The following is a 25,309-nucleotide window of genomic DNA, read 5'->3' as shown; positions in this document are numbered from 1 at the left end:
GTCAGCCGCGACGCTCGTCCCGCTCATCGCCACACCGCCCGCTCGTCGACGTCGACGACGCCGTCATCCGCTCCACCAGCAGACCTAGCTAGCAGACACCGCACAGCCCCCGGTTCACCTCCGGGAACGCCTCCCACGGCGACGCAGCCGCGTCCACCGGCGTCGCGATCACCCCCTGGCCCAGGCCAGCTCGTGCACCCCCGCAGCCACCGAACGGCCGCGACCAACGCCAACAGGCCAGCAACCCCGACCATCGGGACGCCCGGTCCGACATCGTCCCACTTTGGTGCCGACGAGCCCGCAGGTCAGTGTGACGCGGACGCCCTGAGGAATCCTGTCCTGCCACGACCCGGTACCTCAGAACCTTTGGTGACAGGTCCTCCCTGGACGGTCCGTGTGGATCCCTGATCGTAGGGAGAGGAGACCGCCTTCTGCCCTGAGCAGCCATCGCCTGAGCACCTGGGAGGGTAGCCATAGCTGAATAGCTGCCTACAACGCCGGCCGACCACGCGGCGCGATCTGGCACGCCCCGTGACCGACCCAGCCCAAGAGCCGAATCCTCACCTCAGCCACTAGATTTCCAGAGACTGTGYCGTCGGCGACGCGCCCAGACTTTCACGCCACGAAGTGAGCATTGCCGCAGATTCTCCTCCTAGACAACCGTCCGGACGGTCGGTACAGTGCCACGTACCGGGGTGACGGCCCCTGAGGGTCGTCACTCCGGGGGCCACCACCTACGTCGCGTCTTTTCCTCGACCCAGGGAGTTTGATGTGCGCGTTGCGGCGATCGTTTCGACCAGCCGTACTCCGATCAGCAAGGCGTACAGGGGCGCTTTCAACGACACCCAAGGCCAGGAGTTGGCGGGCCATGCGATTCAGGCAGCACTTAAGAAGGTCGATGTGAGCCCGAGCGCAGTCGAGGATATTGTGCTGGGCTGTGCAATGCCCGAAGGCTCGACTGGTTTCAATGTCGCTCGCCAATCTGCATTGCGTGCGGGTCTCCCGGTCGAGGTTGCGGGTATGACGCTGGATCGCCAGTGCGCGTCGGGCCTGATGGCGATCGCGACAGCAGCCAAGCAGATCGTGTTCGACGGCATGGAGATTGCCGTGGGTGGCGGTGTGGAGTCCATCTCCCTAGTCCAGAACGAGCACGCGAACCGTTACCGCGCTCGGGATCCATGGCTGACGGACAAGCTCGGCGGCGTGTACTTCCCGATGCTGCACACCGCGGAGTTGGTCGCATCGCGTTACCGGGTCAGCCGAGAACGTCAGGATCAGATGGCGGTTGAGTCGCAGGCCAAGGCCCTCGCAGCCCAGGCTACCGGTCGCTTCGATGAGGAGATCGCACCCATCACGGTCACGAAACTTGAGCAGGACCGGGCCAGCGGCGAACGTTCCCGAGTGGAGGTCACCGTCACTAAGGACGAGGGTGTTCGGCCTGGTACCACGGTCGAGAGCCTCGCGAGGCTCACGACAGTCCTGCAGCCGGGTCAGATCGTGGCCGTCCCGACCGTTACAGCAGGGAACGCGTCGCAACTCTCCGACGGGGCGGCGGCGTGTGTGCTGATGGAAGCCCAACGGGCCGCCAGCGACGGCATCGTGCCGATCGGGTTCTACCGCGGGATGGCGGTCACCGGCTGCGCACCAGATGAGATGGGTATCGGTCCGGTCACTGCAGTCCCCAAGCTGTTGGCGTTACACGGGTTGCGCGTCGGCGACATCGGGCTGTGGGAACTTAACGAGGCCTTCGCATCACAAGCTGTTTACTGTTGTGATGCGCTCGGCATAGACCCAGAGAAGGTCAATGTGGACGGCGGCGCTATCGCACTAGGCCACCCCTACGGCATGTCCGGTGCCCGGTTGGTCGGCCACGCGTTGCTTGAGGMCCGCCGCCGCGACCAGCAGTTCGTGGTGGTCACCATGTGTGTCGGGGGCGGAATGGGCGCTGCCGGCCTTTTCGAAGTCGCGCGCTAATAAGACTTTATTAGGTCGTTGATCGTCCAGTTTCGGGTTGCGGATCTTCGTCTGGTTCGCTGCTGGTTGTGACCTGACTTGGCTCAAGTAAATGATCTTGGTGGGGTTGTAGGTCTCTGGGCTGTGGTTTCGCCTTGGCTGGCCGTGGGATCTGCGCACTAATCGGGGTTCTAGGCTGCTGGTGTGYCCCGTACGTGCGGACGGTGAAGACGGCGTCGGGGGTCAGGGCGTGCAGATCGTGCACTCCTCCCGGGCACGGCGCGCGGCGTTGGGAACCGAAACGGCTACGCCACCGCATCTTCCGCCTCGCCGGCCGGATCGCCCGGCACGCACACCGGACCGTGGTGCACCTGGCCGGTACAGCGCCCGCTGCAAGGCTTGAACCTTGTCCTGATCGGTGGGACTAGCCACAATGCCGTGAGGTTTGGCGGGTCAATGGTCTGCCAGGTAGGGCTGGCGGACGGGGCGTGTTGGGGTGAAACAGGCAGCGGAGCCCCGGTAGATGGGGGTGTCCTCCAAGACGCTCTTGCTCCGGGAGCTCCGCTGTCCGCCAAGACTGTCATCATCCGTGTCATCGAGGTCGCCGCGGGCCGGTTCGCGCCGGGCCACCTCGGGGAACTGACCAGGATCATCCCGTTCGAGATGGTCGATGCGGTGCTCGAGGAGACCGGGAAGCCCGAGCGGCGGGTGCGAGACCTGCCCGTGCGGGTGGTCGTCTACCTGCTGTTCGCGGCCGGCCTGTTTGAGGGGCTGGGCTGACGGAAGGTGTGAGGCCGGCTCGTCGCCGACCTTGAGGGCCTTGAAGTCGCCGATCCGTTCAGCGCCGCGCTGTGGCAGGCCCGCTTACGACTGGGTGTCGCGCCGCTGCGCGCGCTGTTCGAGTTGCTGCGCGGCRCGTCGGGCGCCCTGTCGACCCGCCTACGGAACCCGCACTCTGGTCGACGCGATGTTCGGGCCGACCAGCGCCGGCGAGACGGCCTACGCCGCCACCCTGGCCGCCCGGGCGCTGCGCGCCGGGATGATCGTGCTCGCGGACCGCGGGTTCGCCGGCACCCCGACGATCAAGGCGGTCGCGGCGACCGGCGCCGACCTGCTCATCCGGGTCACGGGCAACCGGCAGCTACCGGTGCTACGGACACCGCCGGACGGGTCGTGGATCTCGTGGATCGGCCCGGTCGAGCTCCGGGTGATCCGCTGCGAGATCACGGTGACCACCACCGACGGCACCCGCCGCACCGAGCACTACCTGCTGGTCACGACCGTGCTCGACCCATCGGTCCCGGCCGCCGAACTGATCCGCCCCTACCATGATCGTTGGGAGGTGGAGACGGCGTTCCTTGAGTTGAAGTCGACCATCCTGGGCGGCGAGGTCCTGCGCTCGCGCACCCCGGACGGCGTCGAGCAGGAGATCTACGCCCTGCTCGTGACCTACCAGGCGGTCCGGATCGCGATCGCCGACGCCGCCCTGGGCGACCCGGCCCTCGACCCCGACCGCGGCAGCTTCACCACCGCCCTGCAGACCGCCCGCGACCAGCTCATCAAGGCCGCCGGCGTGACCGAGGGCGGGACCATCGACCTGGTCGGCGTCATCGGCCGCGCGGTCCTGGCCGACCTGCTCCCCGACCGGTGCCTGCGCGTCAGCCCCCGCGTCGTCAAACGCGCGATCTCCAACTACGCCGCCAGCACCGCCAAAAGCCGACTTCACGGACCCAACTACAAAGCCACCCTCAGCGTCGACATCCTCACCCCGACACCTTGACAGAGCCCGCCCCCCGCCAAACTCCACGGCATCGGGACTAGCCACGAGGGCACTCGCCAGTTCTTCCTCACGTCGAAACGCACTGACGAAGCAGCGGCCCTTCTCATCACCGGTGGATGTGTTGTCCACCCGGCTCAAACGTAATATGGCCGCCTCCGCCTCCCACCCKGCACGGCGCTCATTTGCCGAGGTCATCGGTTATAGGGCACCGCCACTTCCGACGACCGCATCGCGGCGCCGCCGGCCAGACRGGGTCTCCCCAGTTCCCGCCGTCACTATCTGAACATTCCGCGCCTCATACCCCAAGGAGTCCTTCACGCCTGCGTTCTAGGATCTACACCGCTTCCGTGGCCTTCACCATGATTTCCGCGGCTCGGCACTCCCTATTGCCCATAACGAGGCGGCAGGCTTCGCGTCATGCTACGGGCCGTCCAGTCGCTCCCCCTTACAAGGGCTTTCGACTCTGGGCTCCGACCCGGCGAGTTACCCAACCGAGCCGCCAGCCTGCTACCGGCAAGCGAGGACGAGCTTACGCCAGCGAGATCGGCCGCTCGCACGGCGTCATCTCCCGCCGTGCGCTGGACACACGAAAGCCCGAGGGTAGCAGCCTATGTTGCGGCCGAAGGCACTCCAGTCCGCGATGGATTCCCCACTTCGTCCAGGTCGTGAGGGGTCAACGTGCACGTGAACCGACTGGGACATCGCTGACACACCCTCGCAGCGCCGCGACGCTGAGATCGGCGAACTGGTGGGCGATGTCTTCAGGCTTCGATCCCAACTTGGGCCGGTACCAACGCACGACATGGTTCGCGCCACCCATGATCCAAAGGACACTCAACTTGGCGTCGACGTCCGCTGGGACCTCGTTGCGTCGCTGGGCCTCCTCTACGAGAACTTGAAGCGATCGGTCGTACTCGTTGAGCATTTTTCGAATAGGCACTTGGCGCTCCGGGCTGAGCATTCGAAAGTCAGCCTGAAAGACGGACACCTCATCGCCATACTGAAGGTTGAACAGCACGTGGGTATAAACGATCTGTCGAAGCATCAGCATTGCCGAATCTACAGCGGGGAGCTCCTTGAGCTGATCGGTAAGCCGCTTATGGGAACGAGTGACGATCGCCTCGAGCAGGTCCTCCTTCGACTGCATGTAATGGTATAGCGAGGGCTTTCGAAGTCCAGCCTTTTCGGCGATGTCGTTCACCGATGCGCGTTGGTAGCCGTAGGCTGCGAAGACCTTAAGGGCGGCGTCGAGCACTTGGTTGCGGCGAGCGGCGTTGCCGTTCGACTCAGGCATGCGCGGTCCTTCTGCTGACGGCGGAACCTTCTGCTCGTCCGATCCAGTCTTCGAGGAGCAAAGGCGACTTGCGTTCATGGTACCGCATCCGACCGTCCAGGTGGTCGACGCCGGTTCCGCATTGGATTGCGGACGTTTGGTGCACCACTGCCGCCCAGATCGACTGACGGCGCTCAGGGCTGAAGCTCGGCTCCGGTCGTGGTGTCAGCACGGTAGGGGCCCGCAGGGGCTTTGTTGCCGGCAGGCTACGCGCGCGTAGAACCTGACTTTAGGACAAGATCGCGACTTGATCACGGTGGCGGGGTCACCGTCAGCGCGCTCAGGTCGATCTCGACGTCGTCCACGGTGAACGCGAACACCAGTCGGATGGTGGAGAAGCTGGTGTAGCGCTCGCCGAGGAAGCGGGCGCTCCCGTCGAGCGTGACCATCAGCTCGGCACGGCGCTCTACCGGGTAGCCGATGCCCAGATCCAGGTCGGAGGTTTCCAGATTCAGTCTCGTGCCAAACGAACCGATGTCCCGCGGTCGATGCCCGGTCCAGTGCTCGATGAGCTCCGAGGCCCGCGCCCGTATGGCGTGCAGCCGCTCGTCGTGGGCGCGCATCGCTGTGTAGAACGCCTCGGCACGGTCGAACTCGGCGTCGGGGAAGTCGCTACGGTCGGCCCATCCCTTCGCCCTGATCGCATCCAGATCCAGCAGAGTGGCGGGGTCCGGAGTCGTCATGCCGGTGACCTTAACGTCACAGCCAGCAGCACCCGTGCGCAGGCCGGTCCCAGAGATAGTCGGCGGACAATGAGGTGGACGAGATGACGACAACGAGTTTTCTGGCGGCCCGGGCGCTGGCCGGCGGGCTGACGGTTCACCCGATCGGCGTCGGCTGCTGGGCCATCGGCGGACCCGACCACAACCTCGGCCTGCCGATGGGCTGGTCCACCGTCGACGACCGCGCCTCTCGCGCAGGGTTGGGCTCGCCTACACCCTGGGCGCGAACCTGTTCGACACCGCCGACGTTTACGGCCATGGCCGCTCCGAACGCCTTCTGGGTCACCTCGTCGCACAGGTCGAGCGGGACAGTGTCGTGCTGTCGTCCAAGGTCGGCTACTTCGCCGGCACCGCCGCCCACGCCTACCTGCCCTCAGCGATGCACCGCCAGCTGGAGACCAGCCTGGAGAACCTGYGCACCGACCGGCTTGACATCTACTTCTTCCACACCAGCGAGTTCGGCCCCGACGACCGCTACCTCGACGACGCCATCGCCCAGATGCGCGACTTCCAACGCCAGGGCCTCGTGCGCTGCATCGGCATGCGCGGCCCACACCGCTACGCCCCCCACCGGCTCACCCAGCCACAAGCCGACCGGCCGGACAAGCACACCCGGTTCCGGGCACTGTTCGACCGCATCCGCCCCGACTATCTCGCCGTCCGCCACAACCCGCTGACCCCACCCCCTCCCGCCGGCCAGCCGGACATCTTCACCCTCGCCGCCGACCACCACACCAGCATCCTGATCAACAAGCCGCTCGGACAGGGCCTGCTCACCGGCAAATACGACCCGCGGCGGCCACCCCGTTTCGGCAACGGGGATCACCGGCAGCGCAAGCGCTGGTACACCCCGGACGCCCTCGCACTCGTCGAGCGCCACCTCACGCCTCTGCGCGACCGGTTCGGCCCGTCAACCCGCGACCTGGTGCGGGCGGCACTGGCCTACAGCCTCCAGCGCAGCGACAACGCGGCCGTCCTGGTCGGCTTCACCACCCCAGAGCAGGTCCGCGAGAACCTCACCGCCCTCGACGAACCGCCGTCCGCCGAGGACCTCGCGGTCGTCCGCGCCACCTTCGGGCAGCTCCAGCAGGACCTCGATGCAGGCGGCGAGGTCTTCCTCGACGAAACGGCCCCGCACGCATGAACCCGCAGCAGACCCTGTTCCCGATCCCACCCACGCCGGCCGCTCCCGCATCCACGACCGATCTGCGGCTGGTCACGTTCAACGCCCAGCACGCCGCACCCGACCGGGCCCGCCGCCAGGCCGCCTGGCTCGGACAGCAACCCGACGCGGACCTCGTCGTGCTCACCGAAGTCGGCCATGGGCCCGGCGGTCACGCGCTCCTCGACGCCCTCGCCCACCACGGCTACACCCACATCCACGCCCCGCGGCCCGACCTGCCCGACTACAGCACGGTCATCGCCTCCCGCCACACGCCCCTCGAACCCGTGCCCGCCGGCATCGACGTGCTTGCCCACCGCGCGCCCGCCGTGGACCTGCGGATCGGTGGACAGCGGCTGCGCCTGGTCGGCCTCTACGTCCCGTCCCGGGGGCCGGCCGAACGCCGCAACGAGAACAAGCGCGCCTTCCAGCGCGCCGTCACCCGCGCGCTTCCTGGCGTCCTTGCCGGCTTCAGCGAGCCGGTCGTGGTCACCGGCGACCTCAACGTCGTCGAACCCGGCCACGTCCCGCACTATCCGGTCTTCGGCCGCTGGGAGTACGACTTCTACCGCTCCTTCACCAACGCCGGCCTCACCGACGTCTACCGCACTCTGCACCCCGACGCCCCGGGCCACAGCTGGTACGGCCGCGGCGGCAACGGCTACCGCTTCGACCACTCCTTCCTCACCGCCGACCGACTCGACTTGACCCGGTGCGACTACGTCCACGCCCCTCGCCACGACGGCCTCAGCGACCATGCGGCGATGACCGTCGTCGCTGTCGTTGCTCCCGGGTAGCTCCAGCCGTAGGTCGCCGGCGTCAGGTCGATTCCGCCGCGATCCAGGCAAGGATTACGCGCCGGACGAGGGCGCGCCCTTCGGCGAGGCCCATGGCCGGGGTCTTGCTTGGGTGCCGGGCATCCTGGCGTGGCGTGCGGCCTACCCGCTGATGCCGGGATGGTTCGCGGCCTGCGTGAAGGCCCGCGCTTCGGCTTTCGTCACCCAGCCGAGGGCTGCCGGGTCGCGGCCGTCCTGCACGATCTCCCACACCTTGTAGAGCTCGACCCACCCAAGGTGCGTGGTCCGGCCGAGAATCGCCAGGGCCTCAGCGAGCGCCGGACCGCGGGCCGCGGCAGCTGCCTGCGGAGGGCCAGGGGACAGTGGCGGCTCGGAGGCCACCGCGTCTCCTCCTATGACGACGCTCCCGATGCGGGTGGTGCACCTGATCGTCGTAGGCGTGACGACGGCATGACGTCGATCACCGTCGCCGTCCATCCCGGTCAGCTCGACGGCGTGGAAGTCGGTGCTGTTCAACCAGCCGATGCCGTTGACCCAGGCGAGCACCTCGGACGCTGCCTCGTGGAAGTTCGTCTCCTCGGGCCGGTGGTCTACCGCTCTCGAGGTGAGGTAGTAGYCCTCCTCGTCACGGACGACCTGAGTGTCACCCGTAGGCAGGACCCGCGAGAGCAGGGCGAGGTCGGTCTCCCGGCCCCGTAGACGCGCTTTCAAGGTCATTCACCCAGCGTACGGTCCTTGTGATCTCCTCTGCCCCGCGCGGACATCGGAGGGCGAGATCCGGCGGAGTATTGGATCAGTGCCACATGATGATCGAATGGGCGGGTTCGTCCTGTGCAGGCCAGGATCGAATAGCGAAGCCGCTACTCGGCATTCGGGCTGGCAGCCACCGGCAACCGTTCCCTCCCTCGACCTAACGCGGACGATCTCGGCGCGAGACATTCACGTGGTGAAGAAGTCGCCCGTCGATGACTCATTTCCGCTGGTCAGCGGCCCTCCAACGGCTCGAACGACTTCTCCGTGCGCGGGGGAATGACCAGTCCCACGGCGACTGCAACCATGATCTCAAATACTCCCCGGGGTCGAGAGGTCGCGCAGCCGATGATGACGGAGCAGACGGCTTCGGCGAGCTGGCCGGCCGGTTGTCTGGCGGCGCTTCCCGATGGTCGGCTTCTCCTTGGTGTGTCGCTATGGTCGGCGGCTGACCGCCCACCCCGGCCAGCGCCTCGAATACGACCGGGCCGGCAGGTCCTCCAGGCTGCGACGACCCTCACCTGCCTACCCACCCGGGCGGCCGACCGGTGAGYCGCCGCCCGCGCGATCTGGTCGCACCTCGCGTGCATCGCCTCGTCATCACCGCCTACGACGTGCGCCTTCAGTGGCGCCCGCTTCACCGCGACCGACCTGCGTATCGGCCGCCCGTCGTCGGTCCTGCTCGCCGTCCGCTCACTCCACCTGACCGCGCCGAGCACCATCGTGCAGCTGCGCGCCGAACGCCCCATGGACCGCCGATGACCCTGACTCTCAGCGCCTACCAGCCCGGTTCCGCCCTCGACGACGAACTCGCCCACCTTGGTCACCGAGCCATCCAGGGGAGGACAGACCAGCGGCCCGTCACCGCCGACCTTGTCGCCTCACGGCTCACTGCCGGCGCCGGCGCCGGCCAACCCCCGACCCTGCTCGCCACCGGCCGCGACCCGGACGGTCAGCTGATCGCCGCCGCCGCGCTGCGCTGGCCCTACGTCCCCTCCGGCATCGGCCGGCTCTGGGGACCCGTCGTCCACCCCCACCATCGAAACCGCCAGCTCGGGACGGACCTCCTCGCCACGATCAGYGACCGCTGCGGAGGCCCGTCACGGCTTCCCGACGTGACCACCACGGAGATCCCCGCCGCAGCCGCCGCCGCCCACTCCCTGTTCGCCCGAGCGGGCTGGACCCGCCGTGAGGGCCCGCTGCTGTTCCGTGGCCCCATCACCCCGGGCCCCGTCCCTCTGTCATATGTCACGACCCGCAGCGCGCAGACCGTGCCGGCAGGCATTCTGGCCGGTCAGCTCAGCCGGCTCTATGCCGCGACCTACCCCGCCCACGGCGCGGCCACCGCCCACGACACCCTTCGGCGTTGGAGCGCCGACCACCGCTACCACCCCTCCGGGCTCCTGCTCACCGGCCCCACCGACCGCCCCACCGCTGCCGCCCTGCTCTATCCCAGCCCCCKCACCGACGACGCGCCCGCCGAGATCCTCATCGCCGACATCCTCACCGATCCCAAGCACGGCACGGCCGATCTGATTGCCGGCTGCCGCAACCTCGTCCGCGCGGCCCTCTACGACGGCGCCGCCTACGGCGTGACGGTCGTCCAAGCGATCCTTCCCGCCCACAGCACCCACGCCATCGCAGCCCTCGAACACCTCGGCCTGACCCGTCACGACCACCTCACCCTCTACGCCCCACCCCGAGCATCCGCCCGAGCGACGACGCGGTGACTCATGCCCGCCGACGCCGCGGCGCACGGCCGCACCGCCTCGATCCGCCCTTTGCCGAATTTTTCCGGAGCGTCTTCGATGTCATCCGCCCCGCCGGTATCGCGCCCCGCACTGCGAGGCGCTTTGGACGTGGTTCCGGCGGACGCGGGCGCGCCGCACCGGTCTGTCACGGGCCGGCCGGCGGCCGGCGGCGCTGCGGCCCGGCAGGTGTCACGGTGGCTGTCCACGACGCCAAACGCGGTCGGGGTGGCCCGTGCGCAGACCGCGGCGACCCTGGCGCACTGGCAGCTGCCCGAACTGGTCGACGACGCGCCGCTCGTCATCGGCGCACTGGTGGCCAACGCCGTCCACGCCTCGACCGCGGCCTTGGGCAATGGGGAACTGTCGGCTGTTAACGCCTGGTACCTCGGTTGGCTGGCGATCCGGCTCAGCGACACCGGACGACATGTCGTCATCGAGGTCTTCGACAGCGCCCCCGGCACCCCGGCCCTGCGCGACACCGACCCGCTCGTGCCCGGCGGGCACGGCCTGCACCTCGTCGAGGCCCGCGCCACGACCTGGGGTTACTACCCCGTCGCTACCGGGCCGGGAAAAGTCGTCCATGCAGCGTTCTCCCACGCCGGCGCACCCCCGAACGGGGCGCACCGGCCGGTGCCGCTGCCCCGGCGGGCCCCGACCGTTCACCGCGACGCCGGCCTCGAAAGCGACGCGGTGCTGCTGCACCGCGTCCGCGACGGCTTGCGCAGTCTCCCCGCCGAACCCCCGGAACCTGTCCCGATGGACGCACGCACTGCCTTGTCCTTGTTCCGCCGACCCGCCGATGGTGATCCACAGCCGTGATCCCACTCCCCGCACCGACCCCGCCGGACCCGGCGGTCCACCGACCGGACCTACACCTCGACCGCCCTCACTCAGCGCGCATGTACGGCTACTACGCCGACGGCAAGAACAACTACCCCGTCGACCGGGAAGCCGCCGAACGGGCCCTGTCCGCGTTCCCGAACCTCCTGGGGTCCCGCGCCGCCGTCCGGTCGATCCCCGGGGTTGTCTTCTCATCGGCGCACAGCGAATAGCAAGGAATCCCGAGTGTATGAAATGTGGATCGAATTCAATGACATCGAGAATGGCGGTGAGGTGCGTGCCTGCGTGGCGCATGCCCGGCCGGGTGTGCGGCTACGTCGGGGGCGGCGGATCGTCGTCGGTGATGAGGAGGGAAACACGGCCGTCGCCGTGGTCGGTCGGCGCCGGTGGCTGCGTGGCCTGGTCACGGTCCGGCTGATTCCCGGGACCTTCCGGCCATGACCCGGAAAGCGGGAGCCCTGCTCTGGGCGCGCCAGCCGGCCGGGGTGCTTGCAGATGAACGCAATCTGCAAGCGCAGCTCAGCACCCATCGGAGGCCGCAGCAGCCGGCGGCGCGACGTACCCGGACGGGGGCGGGACGGTGACCGCGTCCGACAGCGACCAGTTCCCCATCATCGATGTGCTGCATCCGTCCGTGGCGCGGATGTACAACTATCTGCGGGGCGGCAAGGACCGTTTCCCGGCGGACGAAGAGACAGCGGAACAACTCGGGGAAATGGTTCCCTATCTCCTGGACACGATCCAGCAGAATGAGGAGTTTCTGCACCGTGCGGTGCGGCACCTGGCGACCGACGCRGAGATAGACCAGTTCCTGGACGTCGGCACCGGGTACCCGACAAAGCCGAACCTGCACACCACCGTGCAGCAGGTGAACCCGGCGGCGCGCGTCGCGCTCGTCGACAACGACGCGCTGGTCCTCGCGCACTGCCGCGCGTTGGTGACCAGCACGCCACAGGGACGGACGGTCTGTGTGGCGGGTGATCTGCGGGACCCGGACGCGATCCTGTCAGACCCGCAGGTTGCCGAGACGTTGGATCTGACGCGGCCGGTCGCGCTGATCCTCGGCACGGTGATCGATCTCCTAGCGGACGACGACGACCCGGCGAAGATCATTCACCGGGTCATGGAGGCGCTCGCGCCAGGTAGCTATCTGGTCCTCAGCCACGGCACCGCCGATGTCCGTCCCCACACGGCGGGACTGGCCGTGACATTCCTCAGACAGCGCGGCATCCTCGTCCGGCCCCGCAGCACAGCGCAGATAGCGGCGCTGGTGCCGGAGGGGATGACGACGGTGCAACCAGGAATCGTGCCCGTGCACCGGTGGCGACCCACCGACGAACCGMCCTACCCCGACGAACGGATCGCGATCTACGGTCTGGTCGCACACACGCCCTGACGACGCCACGACCATCCCCACGCGCGTGCACGGCCGCCGGTCCGGATCACATCACCACCGGCTTCGCCGAAGCCGAGATCGCCAAGCTGGTCGCCACCTACGCCGCCGCCAGTATTCCCGCGCAGGCCCGCAGCCGCGAGGAGATCGCCCGCTTCTTCACCGACTCCGACCCCGGCATCCAACCCTGCCAGCGCTGGCGCCCGACCGACAACGACCCGCCCACCGACGCCGCCGTCAGCTGCTACGGCGCGATCGCCCGCAGACCGTAGTGCCGCGCTCAGGAGAACCGGCCACGCGCTTCACACCCCTACCACCACTCTGATCATCATCGGCGGTCTTCCGGGAACCGAACCCGAGGGGACCTGGAAGGAGAACCGGTGTCTGACAGCACCGAGACCTACGAGGGCTACTGCGTGAAATGCAAGGAAAAGCGCAGCTACCAGGGCACGGTCCGGATCAGCGCCTCCCGCCGGCGCATGGCCCGAGGCACCTGCGGCGTCTGCGGCGTCTGCGGCTCGATCATCAACCGGATTCTCGGCAAAGCCTGACCAGATCAGGTCCATGAACGCCGTCTGCCCCGCTGCGAACCGCCCCAGCGGGGCAGACGGTCACACCCGAAAGGCCACCAGACTTCTCCATCCTTCCAATAATGATCAACAGGCTGTCGGCGGACGGGGCCTCCAAGGCCCGGGTTGGCCGATGGATCTCCAGGGAGAGACGTGACCAGTCGACGTCCACCCGCAACGACTCCAAGCCAGGCCGCCGGCCCTGGGCGCGCTGCGCTCGACGTCCCCCGCGCGGACGGAAAGCCCGCGCCACGCGGGCAGCCGGACACCGTCTGGTGGCGTGTCAGGATCGCGTTCTCCGGCCGGCCCGACACCACGATGGCGGTCGCCGTCGCGCCGGCGCTGGCGACCCTCGATACCGCCTCCGGCCCGATCCCCTGGTGGTTCACGCGGGGCCACCCCGTGTGGAACCTCCACCTGCGCACTGCCAATCCCGCCGCGGTCCAGGAGTTGTTCAAGGAACTCGGTCGGGGCGGTGCGCTCCGAGCGCTCCTGCCCGAGCTTCACCACCAAGATCCGCGTCCGTTCGGTGGGCCGATCGGCACGGCGATCGCGCTCGACCTCGCCTGCGCCGATAGCGCTCACTATCTGTCCCGTTTTCGACCCGCCGACCCGCCGGCGCTGCGAGCTGGGTGGTCCGCCGGGCTCGTGGACACCCTGTTCGCCTCCGCCGGCCTCGACGCCACCGCACGCGCTGCCCTCTCGGCGCGCCTCGCCGACACCCGCCCTCCAAGCGGCGCCGCCCGGACGCGCCCTCCACGCAGCACGATCTGCTCCGACACTGCCCAGAACCCTGCGGGATCTGCCGCACCCTGGCGCGAGGCATTCGCGACCGCCGGCAGCCGCCTGGCCTCCGCCGAGCGCGACGGCCATCTCACCCGCCCACTAACCGGCGTCCTGACCGCCCTCGTGGCCGCGCACTGGAACCGGCTCGCCCTGGCTCCCGCGACACCGGCGTCCCGCGGCAGCGTCGCCGCGCCCATGCCGACGGCCGTGCCACGGCAGACAGATGACTCGCAGCACTCCTAACACCCAAGCCGTCCCCGTCCGCGCGGCAAGGCGCCTCCATATCCGCAACCGAAAAGATCATCAAAGCGGCCTGAGTCAGCAAGGGGCGTGGAGCCACTGTTCCCGCGGACCCACGACCAGGTCGCCGCGCCGTCCAGATCGCGGTGGGCATGCGCGGCTTCACGCAGGGCTGTCGGTGGCTGCCGCTAGCGTCCGCACCGACCATCGGCGCCCGTCCGGCTCTAGGAGGCTTCCGTGACCCGATCCGACCAGCCGTCCCCCCACGGGCTTGTCGCCATCGAGGGCCTGCGCTGCGCAGGGAAGTCCACGTTGGCGACCGTGCTCGCCAGCCGGCTCGACGCCACTGTCATCCCCGATCCGGCCGACCTCTCCTCGCCGCTGCCGTACCCGCCGAGGACCCTCGATGACGTCCGTTGCGGCCTCGACCACCTGTGCGGCGTAGAGCGGCAACGCGCCGAGGCCGCCCGCCGGGCACGTACCGGCCTTGTGGTGTTCGACCGCAGCCCGCTGTCGCACATCGCCCACCAGCACGCCGTCGCGCAGCTCGGCGTTCCCGCCGATCCTGGCTACGCCGCGCAGACGTTCACCGCAGCGGCCCGCGCGGGTATCACGCCCCGTCCTGGCCGCTACCTGTATCTACGGCTACCCCAAGCCGAGGTCGCCGCGCGGCAACGCCGCTGCGGGCCCGTGCACCCGCACCTCGTCGACCCACGCTTCCTCGCCGCCGCTGACCGCGCCTTCCTGCGCTACCTGGGCGCGCTGTCTGACGACCGGTGCCTGGTGCTCGACGCGGGCCTGCCGGCCGGTCACCTGACCTCCGCCGCCGCGGCCTTCCTCGCCGCAGAACCGACCTCGCCGCCCCCCGGCGCCTGGACAATTACGCTCGACGCCCCACCGGTCCTCCCAGCGCGCTCCTCAGCGTCAGCCCGAGCTAACACGGCCGGCGACGTGGAGGCGAGACTGTGATCGTGTCCGAATCCCGCCCGGTCGACCGGCCGCTGCGGGCGGCGGCGGCACATTTTCGCCGCCGCCGGCGAACCATCCAGATCGGCATCCCCGTGCTGGTCTGCGCCCCAGGGCTCTGGCTGTGGGTCCAGCTGGTCCGCACCGGCGTCAGCGTCAGCTGGCTGGCGCTGTTCGGGACCTGGTTTGTCGCGACCATGGGCGTCGGCCTGGTGCTCGCCAGCCGGCGCTGGCTGCTGCTGTTGGACCGCCTGCCGCTGGCGTCACCGGGATGCCGGTTGGCCTACCACGCGCTGCGCCTCGACGAATTCGCCCACGACCCCGAGCTGCCTGGTCTTCTGAGCGGCGTTCGCGTCGACGCCGCGGACGCGCTGGACGGCGCGGCGCACGCCGCCCGAGCGCTTCAGCGCAGCCTCGATGAGCAGACGCCGGCGGGTACGGCTGCCGCGGACATCGCCGCCTGCGCGACCTCCGGCGCCGAGCAGGTCCGCGGCGACATCCTGCGCGGGGTCAAGGAGTTCCTCGCGATCTGGGCAGACCTCGTCAACGAGCTGGAGAGAACCGTCGAGCCCGGACCGCTATCAGAACCGTCCGGAGCCGAACTGCGGGCCGAGGCGACCCGGCGGGTGCCGGCAGATCTTGCCGAGATCTCACGCGTCCTGGTCGGCCTCGCTCAGCTGGCCCTCATCCGGCCCTGAGTCACCGGCCCGCCGGCCGCCACTCCCGGAAGGTCGAGCGTCCCTGTTGTAACCCCGCGCCGCCCGACCCGGGCGCCCAGACGAGACGTGTCAGGCGCGCAGAGRGACGACGGCCACGGTGTCCCACTGGTAGGTCCGGCCGTCGCGGTACAGCCGCACCAGCCGAAGATCTGCCACAGAGACCTCGGCCGGGGGCAGGTCACGCAACCCCGCCACCCGGCGGATGATCGGCTCCGCTGCCGTGTCGCGGTTGCAGTAGGCGATGCCGACATGCGGACGGAAACTCTGGCTGACGGCGGGCAGGCCACAGGCGGCGGACACGGCGTCCACGGCGTCGCGCAGTCGGACCAGCGGTTCCCAAGGGGTGACGGTGAAGCGGACCGCGCCGCTCGATCCGGCCGCCGGTCCGACCCGCAGCCGGAACGCCGGGTGGTCACGACAACGTTCGGTGACACGGTGGGTGACGGTGGCGAGGGTGGCGGGGTCGATCTCGTCGGTGAACGCGAGCCGGCGCACCGTCAGGTGCAGCCCGTCGGCGGGCACCGGGTCGAGACAGTCGAGGCCGCGTAGCTGCTGCTGGCAGGTTGCGGCGAGGACACGCAGCGCGGTGCTGTCGAACGTGAGGAACCAATGGAAGCTGCGGCGGCCAGGGGTCCAGCCGGGCCGGTCCCAGTGATCAGTCATCGAGGGCAGGACCCGGAAGCGTTCCCAATCATCGTGGACCGGGTCGTGCTCGCTCACCGCGGCACGCCAGGGGCCAGTACCTGGGACACCTCGGCCAGTTCCGCGACAGCGGGCAGGGCCCGCCACGGCGCGGTGCGGCGGGCGAGTTCCCGGCCGCGCTGGCGGATCGACTCGATCGGCGCGGCACCGGCACGGGTGAGGGCCTCGACACCGAGCGCGGCACTGTGCTCAGGGTCGGGGTCGTCGCCGGCCGTCAGGGCGGTGGCGACATCGAGGGTGATCAGGACGTCGCTCCACCGGGAACGGTCGGCGCCCGGCATGCTGCTGGCGGTCTGCGCGTAGCTCTGGACCAGGGCGGTCTCGCCGGTGCCGACATAGGCGGTCGCGGCGTTCGCCGCGATCCGCGCGAGGCTGTAGGCGCCGAAGGAGATGCACGGCGACATGCCCTCAGGCAAGTCGGTGCCCTCGGCGAGGTCGAACGCGCGGCCGACGGCCTCACGCACGCCCTCGCGGTCGCCGAGCTGGCCCAGAGCGCGGGCTTCGCCGTTGACCGCCAACCGGATCGCCTGCGCCCCGCCCGCAGCGTAGGTCTGGCCCTCACGTGCACGATCCAAAGCCAGCCGGTAGTCGCCGGCGTAATAGGCGCACAGGCTTTCGGTGCCCCGCACCCAAGCCGCCAGGTCGCTGTCCTCGACGGCGAGCGCGACGGTGAACGCCTCCACGCAATAGGCACGCGCGAGCGGAAAATCACCGAGATTCACCGCCATATAGCCAGCCAGCCCCGACAACCGCCCAGCGCAGCGGAGCAGCCGGATACGGTCCCGGGGTAGCTGCCAGCCCTCGACAAGGGACTGCACGCCCTTCCGCTGCCGCACGACAAGAGGCATCAAAAGCGCCGGGCCACGCGCCTCATAGGAGGCGACACAGTCCTCGACGAAACCATCAAGATAATCAAGAAAAGGAGCCTGCGTAGAGGGCCCCGCGAAATATCGCAGCCGAACGCCGACGTCGAGCAGTTCCGCCTGCCGGTCATACCCACCGCCAAGGGGGGCGGTCACGTCCACGGCTGGCGAGACTATCGCCGGAGCGGACGGGYCGATGCCGTCTCCGAGCACCTCGACCTGCGACGCGCCCCTGGGCTTCGGTAGTTCTTCGGGTCTGACCCGCACGGTTTTCGAGGTCTTGCTGATAAGGAGAGCGTCGGCGGGGGTGAAGTGTTCCCGGTCGTCGAGGTCGATCAGATTGTGGATGCCGGTGCCATAGACCTCGGCGAGCAGCGCGAGGATCTGAGGGGTGGGCCTGCGGCGGTTGTTCGGCAGCGGCCAGTTCTCCAGCTCCGACAACCGCGGGCCGGTCATAGTGGCGGCCCCACACGGGTCCAGGCCGGTGCGGGCGGTGTGGACGTTGATGCGGCCCGCGGCCTGCGTCTGGGTCCAGCCGTGCGCGACGCGGTAGGCGGCGCGGGGGCGCAGCTGGTAGCGGCGGGCGAACTCGACGGCGATCTCGTCGTGGGACATGCCCGCCGTGCGCATCCGCGCCCGCAGCTCCGCCTGCTCCACCCGCAGGCTGGGCCTGGTCGTCACGAGGTCTTTGGCTCCTTCCGCGCCACGCACCAGAGCTGGTGGCGGACGGCGAGTCGGAATGCGCCAACAGTAACCCTCGACACTCCTCGTCCCAAGCGGTCCAGCCGGGCCCGCTGTGCCGGGGCGGCGATCTGTCCGTCCGCACGATGGTCCTGGAACGGTCGCGGCTGCTGAAGGGCGCTTGTGGATGTGGCGGGCGGTCGGCGGCGCCCACGTTGGCAGCCTGCTGTCCGCCTACCGCCGCGGCTCGACGAGGACCCCTGCACGCCTCGCATCCCCCGTTCGGGTCATGACAGCGATCTAGTGCAGTAGCCCGATCAGGTGGTAGYAGCTAGCTCCGTTGAGTCATTTTCCGCTGGGATACCGGTTCCACTACGTAGTGGAACCGCTGCGATGCGACGCAGTCGGAGTAGTCCTAGATGGAGGGTTTTTCCTTTCCAGGTCGAGTTGGCCGTTTGTTGGGATTTCCTGCGGGGTGGGCACTGTGGCGGTCCGGGCTCGTACACCACGACTTCGCCAGCGGGTGTGGCGGGGCGCCGCCGGCGCCGTGACTGCTGCCGTGGTGCTCCTCGCCGCCTGTAGCTCTGGTGGTTCCACGCCCGACCCGGCCGCCAGCAGCGGCGCTGTCTCCTCACCCGCCTCTTCGAGCGGGACGACATCACCGGTGCCGACGTCACCGGCGGACCTCGCCCGTCGGGATGCGGTCGCCGCGTACGTCGGCATGTGGAAGGCGTACGCGCAGGCCAGCCACACGTCTGATTGGCAGGCGCCGTATCTGTCGCGATACGCCTCGGGTGACGCCTTGCAGGTCATTACCGGYAATCTCTACGCCGACCACTACAACGGCCTGGTCTCGAAGGGTGAGYCGGTCAACAGCCCGAAGGTGACGTCGGTGAGTCCGGAGGACGCGCCGAAGTCGGTGATGATTGATGACTGTGCCGATACCCGAAACTGGCTGCTGTATCGGACCGACGGCTCGCTGCTGGACGACAAGCCGGGTGGGATGAGTCGAGTTCTCGCGGAAGCGCGGCTGCATACGGACGGGCTGTGGCGCGTCACCCGGTTCGGGGTCGGGGACCTTGGATCATGCTAAAGCTCCGGGTCATCCTCCTCGCTGTACTCGCATCGGCTGTGGTCGGATACTTCGCCGCTCCGGCAGCCGCCATAGACCCCCTTGGTGGCACGCGATGCAGCCAGAATCCCTCGCCAGGATGCGAGCTTTGGGCAGGAAGCCCAGGGGGGCCACCACCAGACCCCGAAGAAGGTCCGCCATCAGGAGACCCTGGAGCCAACGGAGGCGGCGGTCCGACCCGGACGACACCGCCCGGCGACAGAGCATTGACCCCGCCGAGTTTGGCGATGGCGGATTGTGCGTATGTCCGCAGTGATTATCAGCCGCCCGCGGGCGTTGTGCGGCCCGCCTCCTACCAGATGCCGGCAGCGGGCGGCCTGGTGGTGCGGCCCGCGGTGCTCGGCTCGTCGGGCCCGTCGGTGCGTCCGGTGGCGTCGCAGCCGGGGCAGGGGCCGGGTGCCTGGTACATCTACCGGTGCGCGTCGGGCGGTGAGCGGGATGCGCTGTACCGGGCGCCGGTGTGGATTCCGGATGCGGCGCCGGGCGCTGCACCCGCGCCGGACCCGGAGGCGTTGGCGGAGCAGGCCCGCAACCAGCTGCGGCTGGCCGGTCCGGCGATCGTGATGAGTCCGGTCGCCGACCAGCTGGTGCGACTGCCGACCTGGCTGTGGCTGGACCCGGCGGGGTGGAACCAGGTGGYGGCGACCGCGGCGGCGGGCGGGGTGGCGGTGACCGCGGTCGCCAGGCCCGTGCAGGTGGTCTGGTCGTTGGGGGACGGCGGGACGGTGACCTGCACCGGTCCGGGCTCGCCGTTCCCGGCCGGGGCCGATCCGAAGAGCGCCTCGCCGGACTGCGGCTACGTCTACCAGCGCCGGTCACTCGATGAGCCGGGCGGGACGTTTGCGGTGACGGCGACGGTGCGTTGGGACGTGACCTGGGCGGGCGCCGGCCAGACGGGGGCGTTCCCGGGGCTGACGACGGTGTCGACGACGCAGGCGCGGGTGATCGATGTTCCCGCGCTAACGACGGGCGGTGGCTGATGACGATCGTGACCGGCACGACCAATGCGGCCGGGACGGGTAGCCCTCCCGCCGACAGCCAGCTGGGCGGTGTCCGGTGGTGACTGCCCAGCCCTCGACGCCGCGGGCGGGAGGCCCGGACCGTGTGGGCCGACGGGCTGGCGGTGCTCCAGCCGCCCGGTTGACCGGTGGGCCGCGTCGCCGGCGCCGGGTCCCGTATCTGCTGCTGGGTGTGGTGCTGGTGGTGGGCTGCGCCGCAGCCGGTCTGGTCGCGGGGACGCGGGTGGGTGCGCGGGAGCCAGTGCTGGTGCTCTCCCGGCCCGTGACGGTCGGCCATGTCCTGGCCGCGGAGGACGTGCGGGAGGTGCGGATCTCCGCCGATGGTGTCGACACCATTGCGGCCGGCGATCGGGGCAGTGTGCTCGGTAAGCCGGTCGCGTACAGCCTGCCCGCAGGCACGGTGCTCAGCCGCGCGGCGGTCGGCGCCGCGCAGGTTCCGCCGCCGGGGGAGGCGATCGCGGCCGTGGCGCTGAAGGCTGGCCAGTTCCCCACCGGCCTGGCGGCCGGGTCGCGGGTGACGGTCGTCGTCGCCCCCGCGACGAGCGCGGTGTCGACAGCGGCGGCGGGCGGGGCACGGTCGTGGCCGGCGACGGTCGTGGCGGTGGTGGCGGCGGACACCGAGCAGACGACGGTGGTCTCGTTGCAGCTCGCGGAGGCCGACGCCCACGCGTTGGCGGCGGCGCCGGCCGGGCAGATCGGCGTTGTCACGGTCAACGGAACCGGCGGGTGACCCGTGATCATCGCGGTGGGGTCGTTGAAGGCGTCGCCGGGCGCGACGACGTTGGCGCTCGCCCTGGCGGATCGCTGGCCGGCCGGGGGCGGGGAGCCGCTGGTCGTGGAGGCGGACCCCGCCGGCGGGGATCTGGGCGCGCGGTTTGGCCTGTTGGCGACCAGCCGGGGGTTGGTCACACTCGCCGCGGCCGGCCGCCGCGGCGGCCGGCAGGCCCGGCCGGTGGAGGACCACGCCCATGAACTGCCGGGCGGTCTTCTGGCCATCCCCGCCCCGGCAGGAGCGGAGCAGGCCAGCCAGATCCTGGGGGAGCTGGAGGGTGGGGGCTGGTCGGCGCTGTGGACGGCGGCGCGGACCGGCGACCGGACGGTGATCGTGGACTGCGGCCGGCTCGATCCGCGCTCGCCGGCGATGCCGGCGGTACACGCGGCGGATGTACTGCTGCTGGTCGTGCGGGCCGACGACGACGAGCTGGCCCATCTGGCGGCGCGGATGTATGCCGTGCGGGGGTGGGCGGTGCCCGCCTGGTATGTGGCGGTGATCGCCCAGCCGAACCGGAAACCGGACTACCGAGTCCGGGAGATCTCCCGGGTGCTGGCCTCCCGCGTGCTGGGCCCGGTGCCGTTCGACTCCGCCGCCGCGGGGGTGCTCGCCGGCCGTCGCCAGACCCGGGCCGGGATCGGGCGGACGAAGCTGGGCCGGGCGGTGGCGGGCATGGCGGACTACCTGGCCGCGACGGCACTGCCCGAGGCGGCAACCCCGGCGCTTGGCGCGGCACAGGCCGGCTTCGACGGCCGGGCTGCGTTGCCGCCACCGCGGACGGCGCGGCGATGACTGTCCCCTCGTGGCGCGAGCCGCACCGGCCGGCGGTGCCCGGGAACGGGGCGGGCTGGGCCGGTCCGCTCGCCCCCTGGAGTGGAGGCGGTGGGGGGCCGGCCGCGCCGACCGACCTTCCCGGCCGTGCCTCCGGCTCGGCGGCCGAGGCGCTGCGCGTCCGGCTGCGCGACGGGCTGCGGGCCGCGCTCGCACGACGGCTGCGCGCCCACGAGGACTCCGGAGCGCCGCCGCTGACCGCGGACGCGCGGGAGGCGTTCGCGCTGTCGGTGCTGGTTGATCTGACCGAGGCGCACACCACCGCCGAGCTGGCCCGCGGCGCGGCGGTCCTGGCGCCCGAGGACGAGCAGCGCGTCATCCACGAGGTCCTCGCCGAGGTCCTCGGGCTCGGCGGCCTCGAACCGTTGCTGGCCGACCCGTCGATCGAGAACATCAACATCAACGGGGATCGGGTGTTCATCCGCCGGGCCGACGGCAGCCGCCAACGACTCCCAGCGATCACCGGCTCGGATACCGAGCTGGTCGGGTTGATCCGTGATCTGGCCGCGCATGCCGGGGTTGAGGAGCGACGGTGGGACCGCGGCGCCCCGATGGTGAATTTCCATCTGGCCGACCGGAGCCGCGTGTTCGCGGCCATGGCCGTAACCCAGCGGCCGTCGGTGAGTATCCGCCGGCATCGGTTTCGCCACGTCACCCTGGCCGCGCTGCGCGCGAACGGCACCCTCGACTACGGCCTCGAAGCGCTGCTCGCCGCGCTGGTGGCGGCCCGCAAGAACGTCATCGTCGCCGGCGGCACGGCGATCGGGAAGACCACGATGCTGCTCGCGCTGGCCGACCAGATCCCGCCGCACGAGCGGCTGGTGACCGTGGAGGACGTCTACGAGCTCGGGCTGGACACCGACGCGGYGGCCCACCCAGACGTGGTCGCGATGCAGGTGAGAGAGCCCAACACCGAAGGCGAAGGCGCGGTGTCCGCCTCCGACCTGGTGCGGGCCGCGCTGCGGATGAGTCCCGATCGGGTGATCGTGGGGGAGGTCCGGGGGCCCGAGGTGATCCCGATGCTCAACGCCATGAGCCAGGGCAACGACGGCTCCATGACCACCCTTCACTCCTCGACCAGCCGCGGCGTGTTCACCCGGCTGGCCTCCTACGCCGTCCAAGGGCCGGAGAGGTTGCCGGTGGAGTCGACGAACCTGCTGATCGCCAGCGCGATCCACGTCGTCGTCCACCTCGCCGAGCCACGTGGGGAACGAGGCCGCCGCGTCGTCTCGTCCGTGCGGGAGGTGGTCGACGCCGACGGCGCGCAGGTGATCACGAACGAGTTGTACCGGCCGGGCCCCGACCGGCGCGGCCTGCCGGCGGCACCGCCGACCGGGGAACTGCTCGATGACCTGGTCGACGTCGGGTTCGACCCGGACGTGCTGGCCCGGGGGTGGTGGCAATGAGCGGCGTGTTCGGGCTGCTCGGCCTGGGCGTCGGCGCCGGCCTCCTACTGATCGCCTATGGCTGGCGTGGTGTCCCCGACGAGGACACACGCCGCACCGCGCACCGGCCGCGGGCATGGCCATGGCGGACCGATCCGCGGTTCGGCCGCTGGGCCGCCGCGTCGGTCGCGGCGGGGATCGTGGCCGGGGCGGTGACCGGCTGGGTCGTCGGCGGGCTGCTGATCGCGCTGGCGGTGTACGGACTGCCACGGATGCTCGGCCCGGACCGCGCCCAGGCCCGCCAGGTCGCCCGCACCCAGGGCATCGCGGTCTGGGCCGAGCAGCTACGCGACACCCTCGCCGCCGCGGCCGGTCTGGAACAGGCGATCCTGGCCACCGCCACCACAGCCCCGGCCGCGATCCGCGGCGAGATCGCGCTGCTGGCCGCGCGGATCAACCGCCGCGATCGGCTCGGCCCGGCGCTGCGCGGACTGGCCGACGACCTGGACGACCCGCTGGCCGACCTGGTCATCGGCGCGCTGATCCTCGCCAGCGAGCACCAGGCCCGCCAACTGTCCGGGCTGCTCGGCCAGCTCGCGGCCACGGCCCGCGCCCAGGTCGACATGCTGGGCCGTATCGAGGTCGGCCGGGCCCGGATGCGCACCACGATGCGGGTTGTCGTCGTCACGTCGCTGGTGTTCGCTGGCGGGCTGGTCGTGTTCAACCGACCCTTCCTGGACCCCTACAGCACGGCCGCGGGCCAGCTCGTCCTGCTCACCATTGGGGCGATTTTCGCCGGTGGGTTTGTCTGGCTTCGGCGCATGGCGCGGATTGAGAACATCGGCCGCTTTCTCGACGTGGACGATCCGACGCTGCCGCCGGCCGCGGGAACGGCTTCGGCGACGGTGGGGTGGGAGTCCCGATGAGTGTGCTGCTGATGCTGCTCGGTGTCGGGGCCGGGGTCGGTCTGTGGGCGCTTGCGGTCTGGCTGTTCCCCCCACGGCCCTCCTTGGAGGAGGTTATCGCCCGGCTCGACCCGGCCCCGGCCTCGCCCGCCGCCCCGGCGAGGGTGCCGGCGGCGCAGGACGGGTGGGCGGTGCGGATGGGCCGGCCGTTCGTCGGTCTGCTGCGCGCCGCCGGCCTGCCGACCGTGGCTCTGAGCCGGGACCTGGCGGCCCTGGGCCGTTCTCCCGAGGCCCATCTCGCCGAGAAGGCGACCGCCGCCGTGGCCGGCCTGCTGTTTCCTTCGGTGGTGGGGCTGGCGTTCGCGGCGGGGGGCCGGCCGTTCCCGTGGGCGGTGCCGGTCGCGGTCGCCCTGCTGCTCGGCGTTGTCGGGTTTCTGCTGCCCGACCTCACCGTGCGGGCGGAGGCCGACCGGCAGCGCCGCAGCTTTCGCTACGCCCTGTCGGCGTACTTGTCGCTGATCCAGGTGTTGCTCGCCGGCGGTGCCGGGGTCGAGACCGCGCTGACCGACGCGGCGGCGATCGGGAACGGCTGGCCGTTCGTGGCGATCCGCCGGGCGCTGCGCACGGCCCGCGAAACGCGGATCAGCCCCTGGGTCGGGCTCGGCCAGCTGGGTGCGGAGCTTCAGATCTCCGAACTGACGGAACTGGCCGACGCGGTCGCGCTCGCCGGCACCGAAGGCGCCCGCGTCCGCCAGTCCCTGGACGCGAAAGCCGCCGCGCTGCGCGTCCGTCAAGCTCAGGACGCCGAAGCCGACGCCAATTCCGCGACCGAACGGATGAGTATCCCCGGTGTCCTGATAGCGATTGGCTTCATCCTGTTTGTCTTCTATCCCGCTCTGACGCAAATTACCCGATCCCTGTAGACCATTTTTCGACCGTCGGAGGAACCGTGTTCGGTCGTTTCCAGACCTGGTGGTCACGCATCTGCGACCGCTACACCCAGGCGCCGCCCGACGAACGTGACCGGGGCTCCACCACCGAGAACGTCATCTGGATCGCATTCCTGGCGGCGCTCGCGCTGACCGTGATCGGTATTTTTGGCCCGCAGATCCTGGACGCCGCGCGCAGCGTGGTTTTCCAGTAGCAGGGCCCGGCGATGGCAGTGAGCCTTTCCCAGTAACCGCCGGTGGCGGTGTGTAGCGACAACGTCGTGTTCGGGTGGTGGCCGTCAGGTGGTGCGGCCGTGCTCGGTGTGGAG

General features: G+C 70.1%; 27 protein-coding genes. 22 read left to right on the top strand and 5 right to left on the bottom strand.

Features of this window, described 5'->3' with window-relative positions; all coding sequences use genetic code 11:
- Window positions 1-771: 771 nt before the first annotated feature.
- The 3 genes from BL253_RS35670 (at window position 772) to BL253_RS35660 (ending at window position 3,733) form a co-directional block, all read left to right on the top strand.
- Complete coding sequence (locus tag BL253_RS35670; RefSeq protein WP_076822214.1) at window positions 772-1,974, top strand: acetyl-CoA C-acyltransferase; 1,203 nt, start codon at window positions 772-774, stop codon at window positions 1,972-1,974.
- 435 nt (window positions 1,975-2,409) lie between these two features.
- Entirely contained in the window at window positions 2,410-2,733 is a 324-nt protein-coding gene (locus BL253_RS43185; protein WP_198946530.1) for a transposase domain-containing protein, read from the top strand.
- Complete coding sequence (locus BL253_RS35660) at window positions 2,624-3,733, top strand: transposase (RefSeq protein ID WP_274535298.1); 1,110 nt, start codon at window positions 2,624-2,626, stop codon at window positions 3,731-3,733. The genes BL253_RS43185 and BL253_RS35660 overlap by 110 nt, the downstream gene beginning before the upstream one ends.
- 673 nt (window positions 3,734-4,406) lie before the next feature.
- Here the strand turns inward: BL253_RS35660 and BL253_RS35655 are convergent.
- Window positions 4,407-5,027, bottom strand: coding sequence for a TetR/AcrR family transcriptional regulator (locus BL253_RS35655; RefSeq protein WP_158230486.1), 621 nt, complete (start codon window positions 5,025-5,027; stop codon window positions 4,407-4,409).
- A gap of 290 nt (window positions 5,028-5,317) precedes the next feature.
- Entirely contained in the window at window positions 5,318-5,749 is a 432-nt protein-coding gene (locus BL253_RS35650) for a hypothetical protein (RefSeq protein WP_241835432.1), read from the bottom strand.
- A gap of 154 nt (window positions 5,750-5,903) precedes the next feature.
- On the opposite strand from BL253_RS35650, the gene BL253_RS35645 reads away from it, so the two are divergent.
- Together BL253_RS35645 and BL253_RS35640 are read left to right on the top strand one after the other, a co-directional pair.
- Window positions 5,904-6,932 carry an aldo/keto reductase gene (locus tag BL253_RS35645; protein WP_338013770.1) on the top strand — a complete coding sequence of 343 codons (1,029 nt, stop codon included), beginning with the start codon at window positions 5,904-5,906 and terminating at the stop codon, window positions 6,930-6,932.
- Window positions 6,929-7,747: an endonuclease/exonuclease/phosphatase family protein gene (locus BL253_RS35640; protein ID WP_076822211.1), complete on the top strand. Its 819-nt coding sequence runs from the start codon at window positions 6,929-6,931 to the stop codon at window positions 7,745-7,747. Before BL253_RS35645 ends, BL253_RS35640 begins: the two co-directional genes overlap by 4 nt.
- Before the next feature lie 141 nt (window positions 7,748-7,888).
- On the opposite strand, the gene BL253_RS35635 is transcribed toward BL253_RS35640, so the two are convergent.
- Window positions 7,889-8,464 carry a hypothetical protein gene (locus tag BL253_RS35635; protein ID WP_076822209.1) on the bottom strand — a complete coding sequence of 192 codons (576 nt, stop codon included), beginning with the start codon at window positions 8,462-8,464 and terminating at the stop codon, window positions 7,889-7,891.
- A gap of 791 nt (window positions 8,465-9,255) precedes the next feature.
- Between BL253_RS35635 and BL253_RS35630 the strand changes: the two genes are divergently transcribed.
- The 9 genes from BL253_RS35630 to BL253_RS35590 all read left to right on the top strand — a co-directional run bounded on the left by BL253_RS35630 (window position 9,256) and on the right by BL253_RS35590 (window position 15,740).
- Window positions 9,256-10,227, top strand: coding sequence for a GNAT family N-acetyltransferase (locus tag BL253_RS35630; protein ID WP_076822208.1), 972 nt, complete (start codon window positions 9,256-9,258; stop codon window positions 10,225-10,227).
- Between the two features lie 246 nt (window positions 10,228-10,473).
- Complete coding sequence (locus tag BL253_RS35625) at window positions 10,474-11,067, top strand: ATP-binding protein (protein ID WP_131831662.1); 594 nt, start codon at window positions 10,474-10,476, stop codon at window positions 11,065-11,067.
- Window positions 11,064-11,300 (top strand): SAM-dependent methyltransferase, encoded by a 237-nt coding sequence (locus BL253_RS41615; protein ID WP_076822204.1) that lies wholly within the window; start codon window positions 11,064-11,066, stop codon window positions 11,298-11,300. The genes BL253_RS35625 and BL253_RS41615 overlap by 4 nt, the downstream gene beginning before the upstream one ends.
- A 368-nt stretch (window positions 11,301-11,668) precedes the next feature.
- Window positions 11,669-12,484, top strand: coding sequence for an SAM-dependent methyltransferase (locus BL253_RS35610; protein ID WP_076822200.1), 816 nt, complete (start codon window positions 11,669-11,671; stop codon window positions 12,482-12,484).
- Entirely contained in the window at window positions 12,409-12,753 is a 345-nt protein-coding gene (locus BL253_RS40755) for an SAM-dependent methyltransferase (protein ID WP_096336165.1), read from the top strand. The genes BL253_RS35610 and BL253_RS40755 overlap by 76 nt, the downstream gene beginning before the upstream one ends.
- Before the next feature lie 108 nt (window positions 12,754-12,861).
- Window positions 12,862-13,032, top strand: a complete 171-nt coding sequence (locus BL253_RS43180) for a DUF5679 domain-containing protein (RefSeq protein ID WP_198946528.1) — start codon at window positions 12,862-12,864, stop codon at window positions 13,030-13,032.
- Between the two features lie 171 nt (window positions 13,033-13,203).
- Window positions 13,204-14,079, top strand: coding sequence for a thiopeptide-type bacteriocin biosynthesis protein (locus BL253_RS35600; protein ID WP_076822199.1), 876 nt, complete (start codon window positions 13,204-13,206; stop codon window positions 14,077-14,079).
- A gap of 234 nt (window positions 14,080-14,313) precedes the next feature.
- Window positions 14,314-15,045, top strand: a complete 732-nt coding sequence (locus BL253_RS35595) for a nucleoside/nucleotide kinase family protein (RefSeq protein WP_076822197.1) — start codon at window positions 14,314-14,316, stop codon at window positions 15,043-15,045.
- Window positions 15,042-15,740 (top strand): hypothetical protein, encoded by a 699-nt coding sequence (locus BL253_RS35590; RefSeq protein ID WP_076822196.1) that lies wholly within the window; start codon window positions 15,042-15,044, stop codon window positions 15,738-15,740. Before BL253_RS35595 ends, BL253_RS35590 begins: the two co-directional genes overlap by 4 nt.
- Before the next feature lie 90 nt (window positions 15,741-15,830).
- Here BL253_RS35590 and BL253_RS35585 read toward each other — a convergent pair whose 3' ends face one another.
- Both BL253_RS35585 and BL253_RS44395 read right to left on the bottom strand, forming a co-directional pair.
- Window positions 15,831-16,481, bottom strand: a complete 651-nt coding sequence (locus BL253_RS35585; RefSeq protein WP_076822194.1) for a 2'-5' RNA ligase family protein — start codon at window positions 16,479-16,481, stop codon at window positions 15,831-15,833.
- The gene (locus tag BL253_RS44395) at window positions 16,478-17,956 is read right to left on the bottom strand and encodes an NsdA family TPR-like regulatory protein (RefSeq protein ID WP_420801753.1); all 1,479 of its coding nucleotides are present in this window, start codon (window positions 17,954-17,956) and stop codon (window positions 16,478-16,480) included. Before BL253_RS44395 ends, BL253_RS35585 begins: the two co-directional genes overlap by 4 nt.
- 715 nt (window positions 17,957-18,671) lie before the next feature.
- Here BL253_RS44395 and BL253_RS35575 point away from each other — a divergent pair.
- The 8 genes from BL253_RS35575 to BL253_RS35540 all read left to right on the top strand — a co-directional run bounded on the left by BL253_RS35575 (window position 18,672) and on the right by BL253_RS35540 (window position 25,195).
- Window positions 18,672-19,100 (top strand): hypothetical protein, encoded by a 429-nt coding sequence (locus BL253_RS35575; RefSeq protein ID WP_241835431.1) that lies wholly within the window; start codon window positions 18,672-18,674, stop codon window positions 19,098-19,100.
- A 407-nt stretch (window positions 19,101-19,507) separates the two neighbouring features.
- Window positions 19,508-20,119, top strand: a complete 612-nt coding sequence (locus BL253_RS44390) for a hypothetical protein (protein WP_241835430.1) — start codon at window positions 19,508-19,510, stop codon at window positions 20,117-20,119.
- Window positions 20,120-20,279: 160 nt separating this feature from the next.
- Window positions 20,280-20,888, top strand: coding sequence for an SAF domain-containing protein (locus BL253_RS35565; protein ID WP_241835429.1), 609 nt, complete (start codon window positions 20,280-20,282; stop codon window positions 20,886-20,888).
- Between the two features lie 3 nt (window positions 20,889-20,891).
- Window positions 20,892-21,722, top strand: a complete 831-nt coding sequence (locus BL253_RS35560) for a MinD/ParA family ATP-binding protein (protein ID WP_076822184.1) — start codon at window positions 20,892-20,894, stop codon at window positions 21,720-21,722.
- The gene (locus BL253_RS35555) at window positions 21,719-23,167 is read left to right on the top strand and encodes a TadA family conjugal transfer-associated ATPase (RefSeq protein WP_076822183.1); all 1,449 of its coding nucleotides are present in this window, start codon (window positions 21,719-21,721) and stop codon (window positions 23,165-23,167) included. The genes BL253_RS35560 and BL253_RS35555 overlap by 4 nt, the downstream gene beginning before the upstream one ends.
- Window positions 23,164-24,072, top strand: coding sequence for a type II secretion system F family protein (locus BL253_RS35550; protein WP_076822181.1), 909 nt, complete (start codon window positions 23,164-23,166; stop codon window positions 24,070-24,072). The genes BL253_RS35555 and BL253_RS35550 overlap by 4 nt, the downstream gene beginning before the upstream one ends.
- A complete protein-coding gene (locus BL253_RS35545) occupies window positions 24,069-24,974 on the top strand; it encodes a type II secretion system F family protein (RefSeq protein ID WP_076822179.1) in 906 nt (301 codons plus the stop codon). Before BL253_RS35550 ends, BL253_RS35545 begins: the two co-directional genes overlap by 4 nt.
- A 26-nt stretch (window positions 24,975-25,000) precedes the next feature.
- Window positions 25,001-25,195, top strand: coding sequence for a hypothetical protein (locus tag BL253_RS35540; RefSeq protein ID WP_076822177.1), 195 nt, complete (start codon window positions 25,001-25,003; stop codon window positions 25,193-25,195).
- Window positions 25,196-25,309 lie beyond the last annotated feature (114 nt).

Source organism: Pseudofrankia asymbiotica, assembly GCF_001983105.1.
In the GTDB taxonomy this organism is placed as follows: Bacteria; Actinomycetota; Actinomycetes; order Frankiales; family Frankiaceae; genus Pseudofrankia; species Pseudofrankia asymbiotica.
Note: the sequence above shows the minus strand (reverse complement) of the source record. Positions and strands in the feature narration are given on the sequence as shown.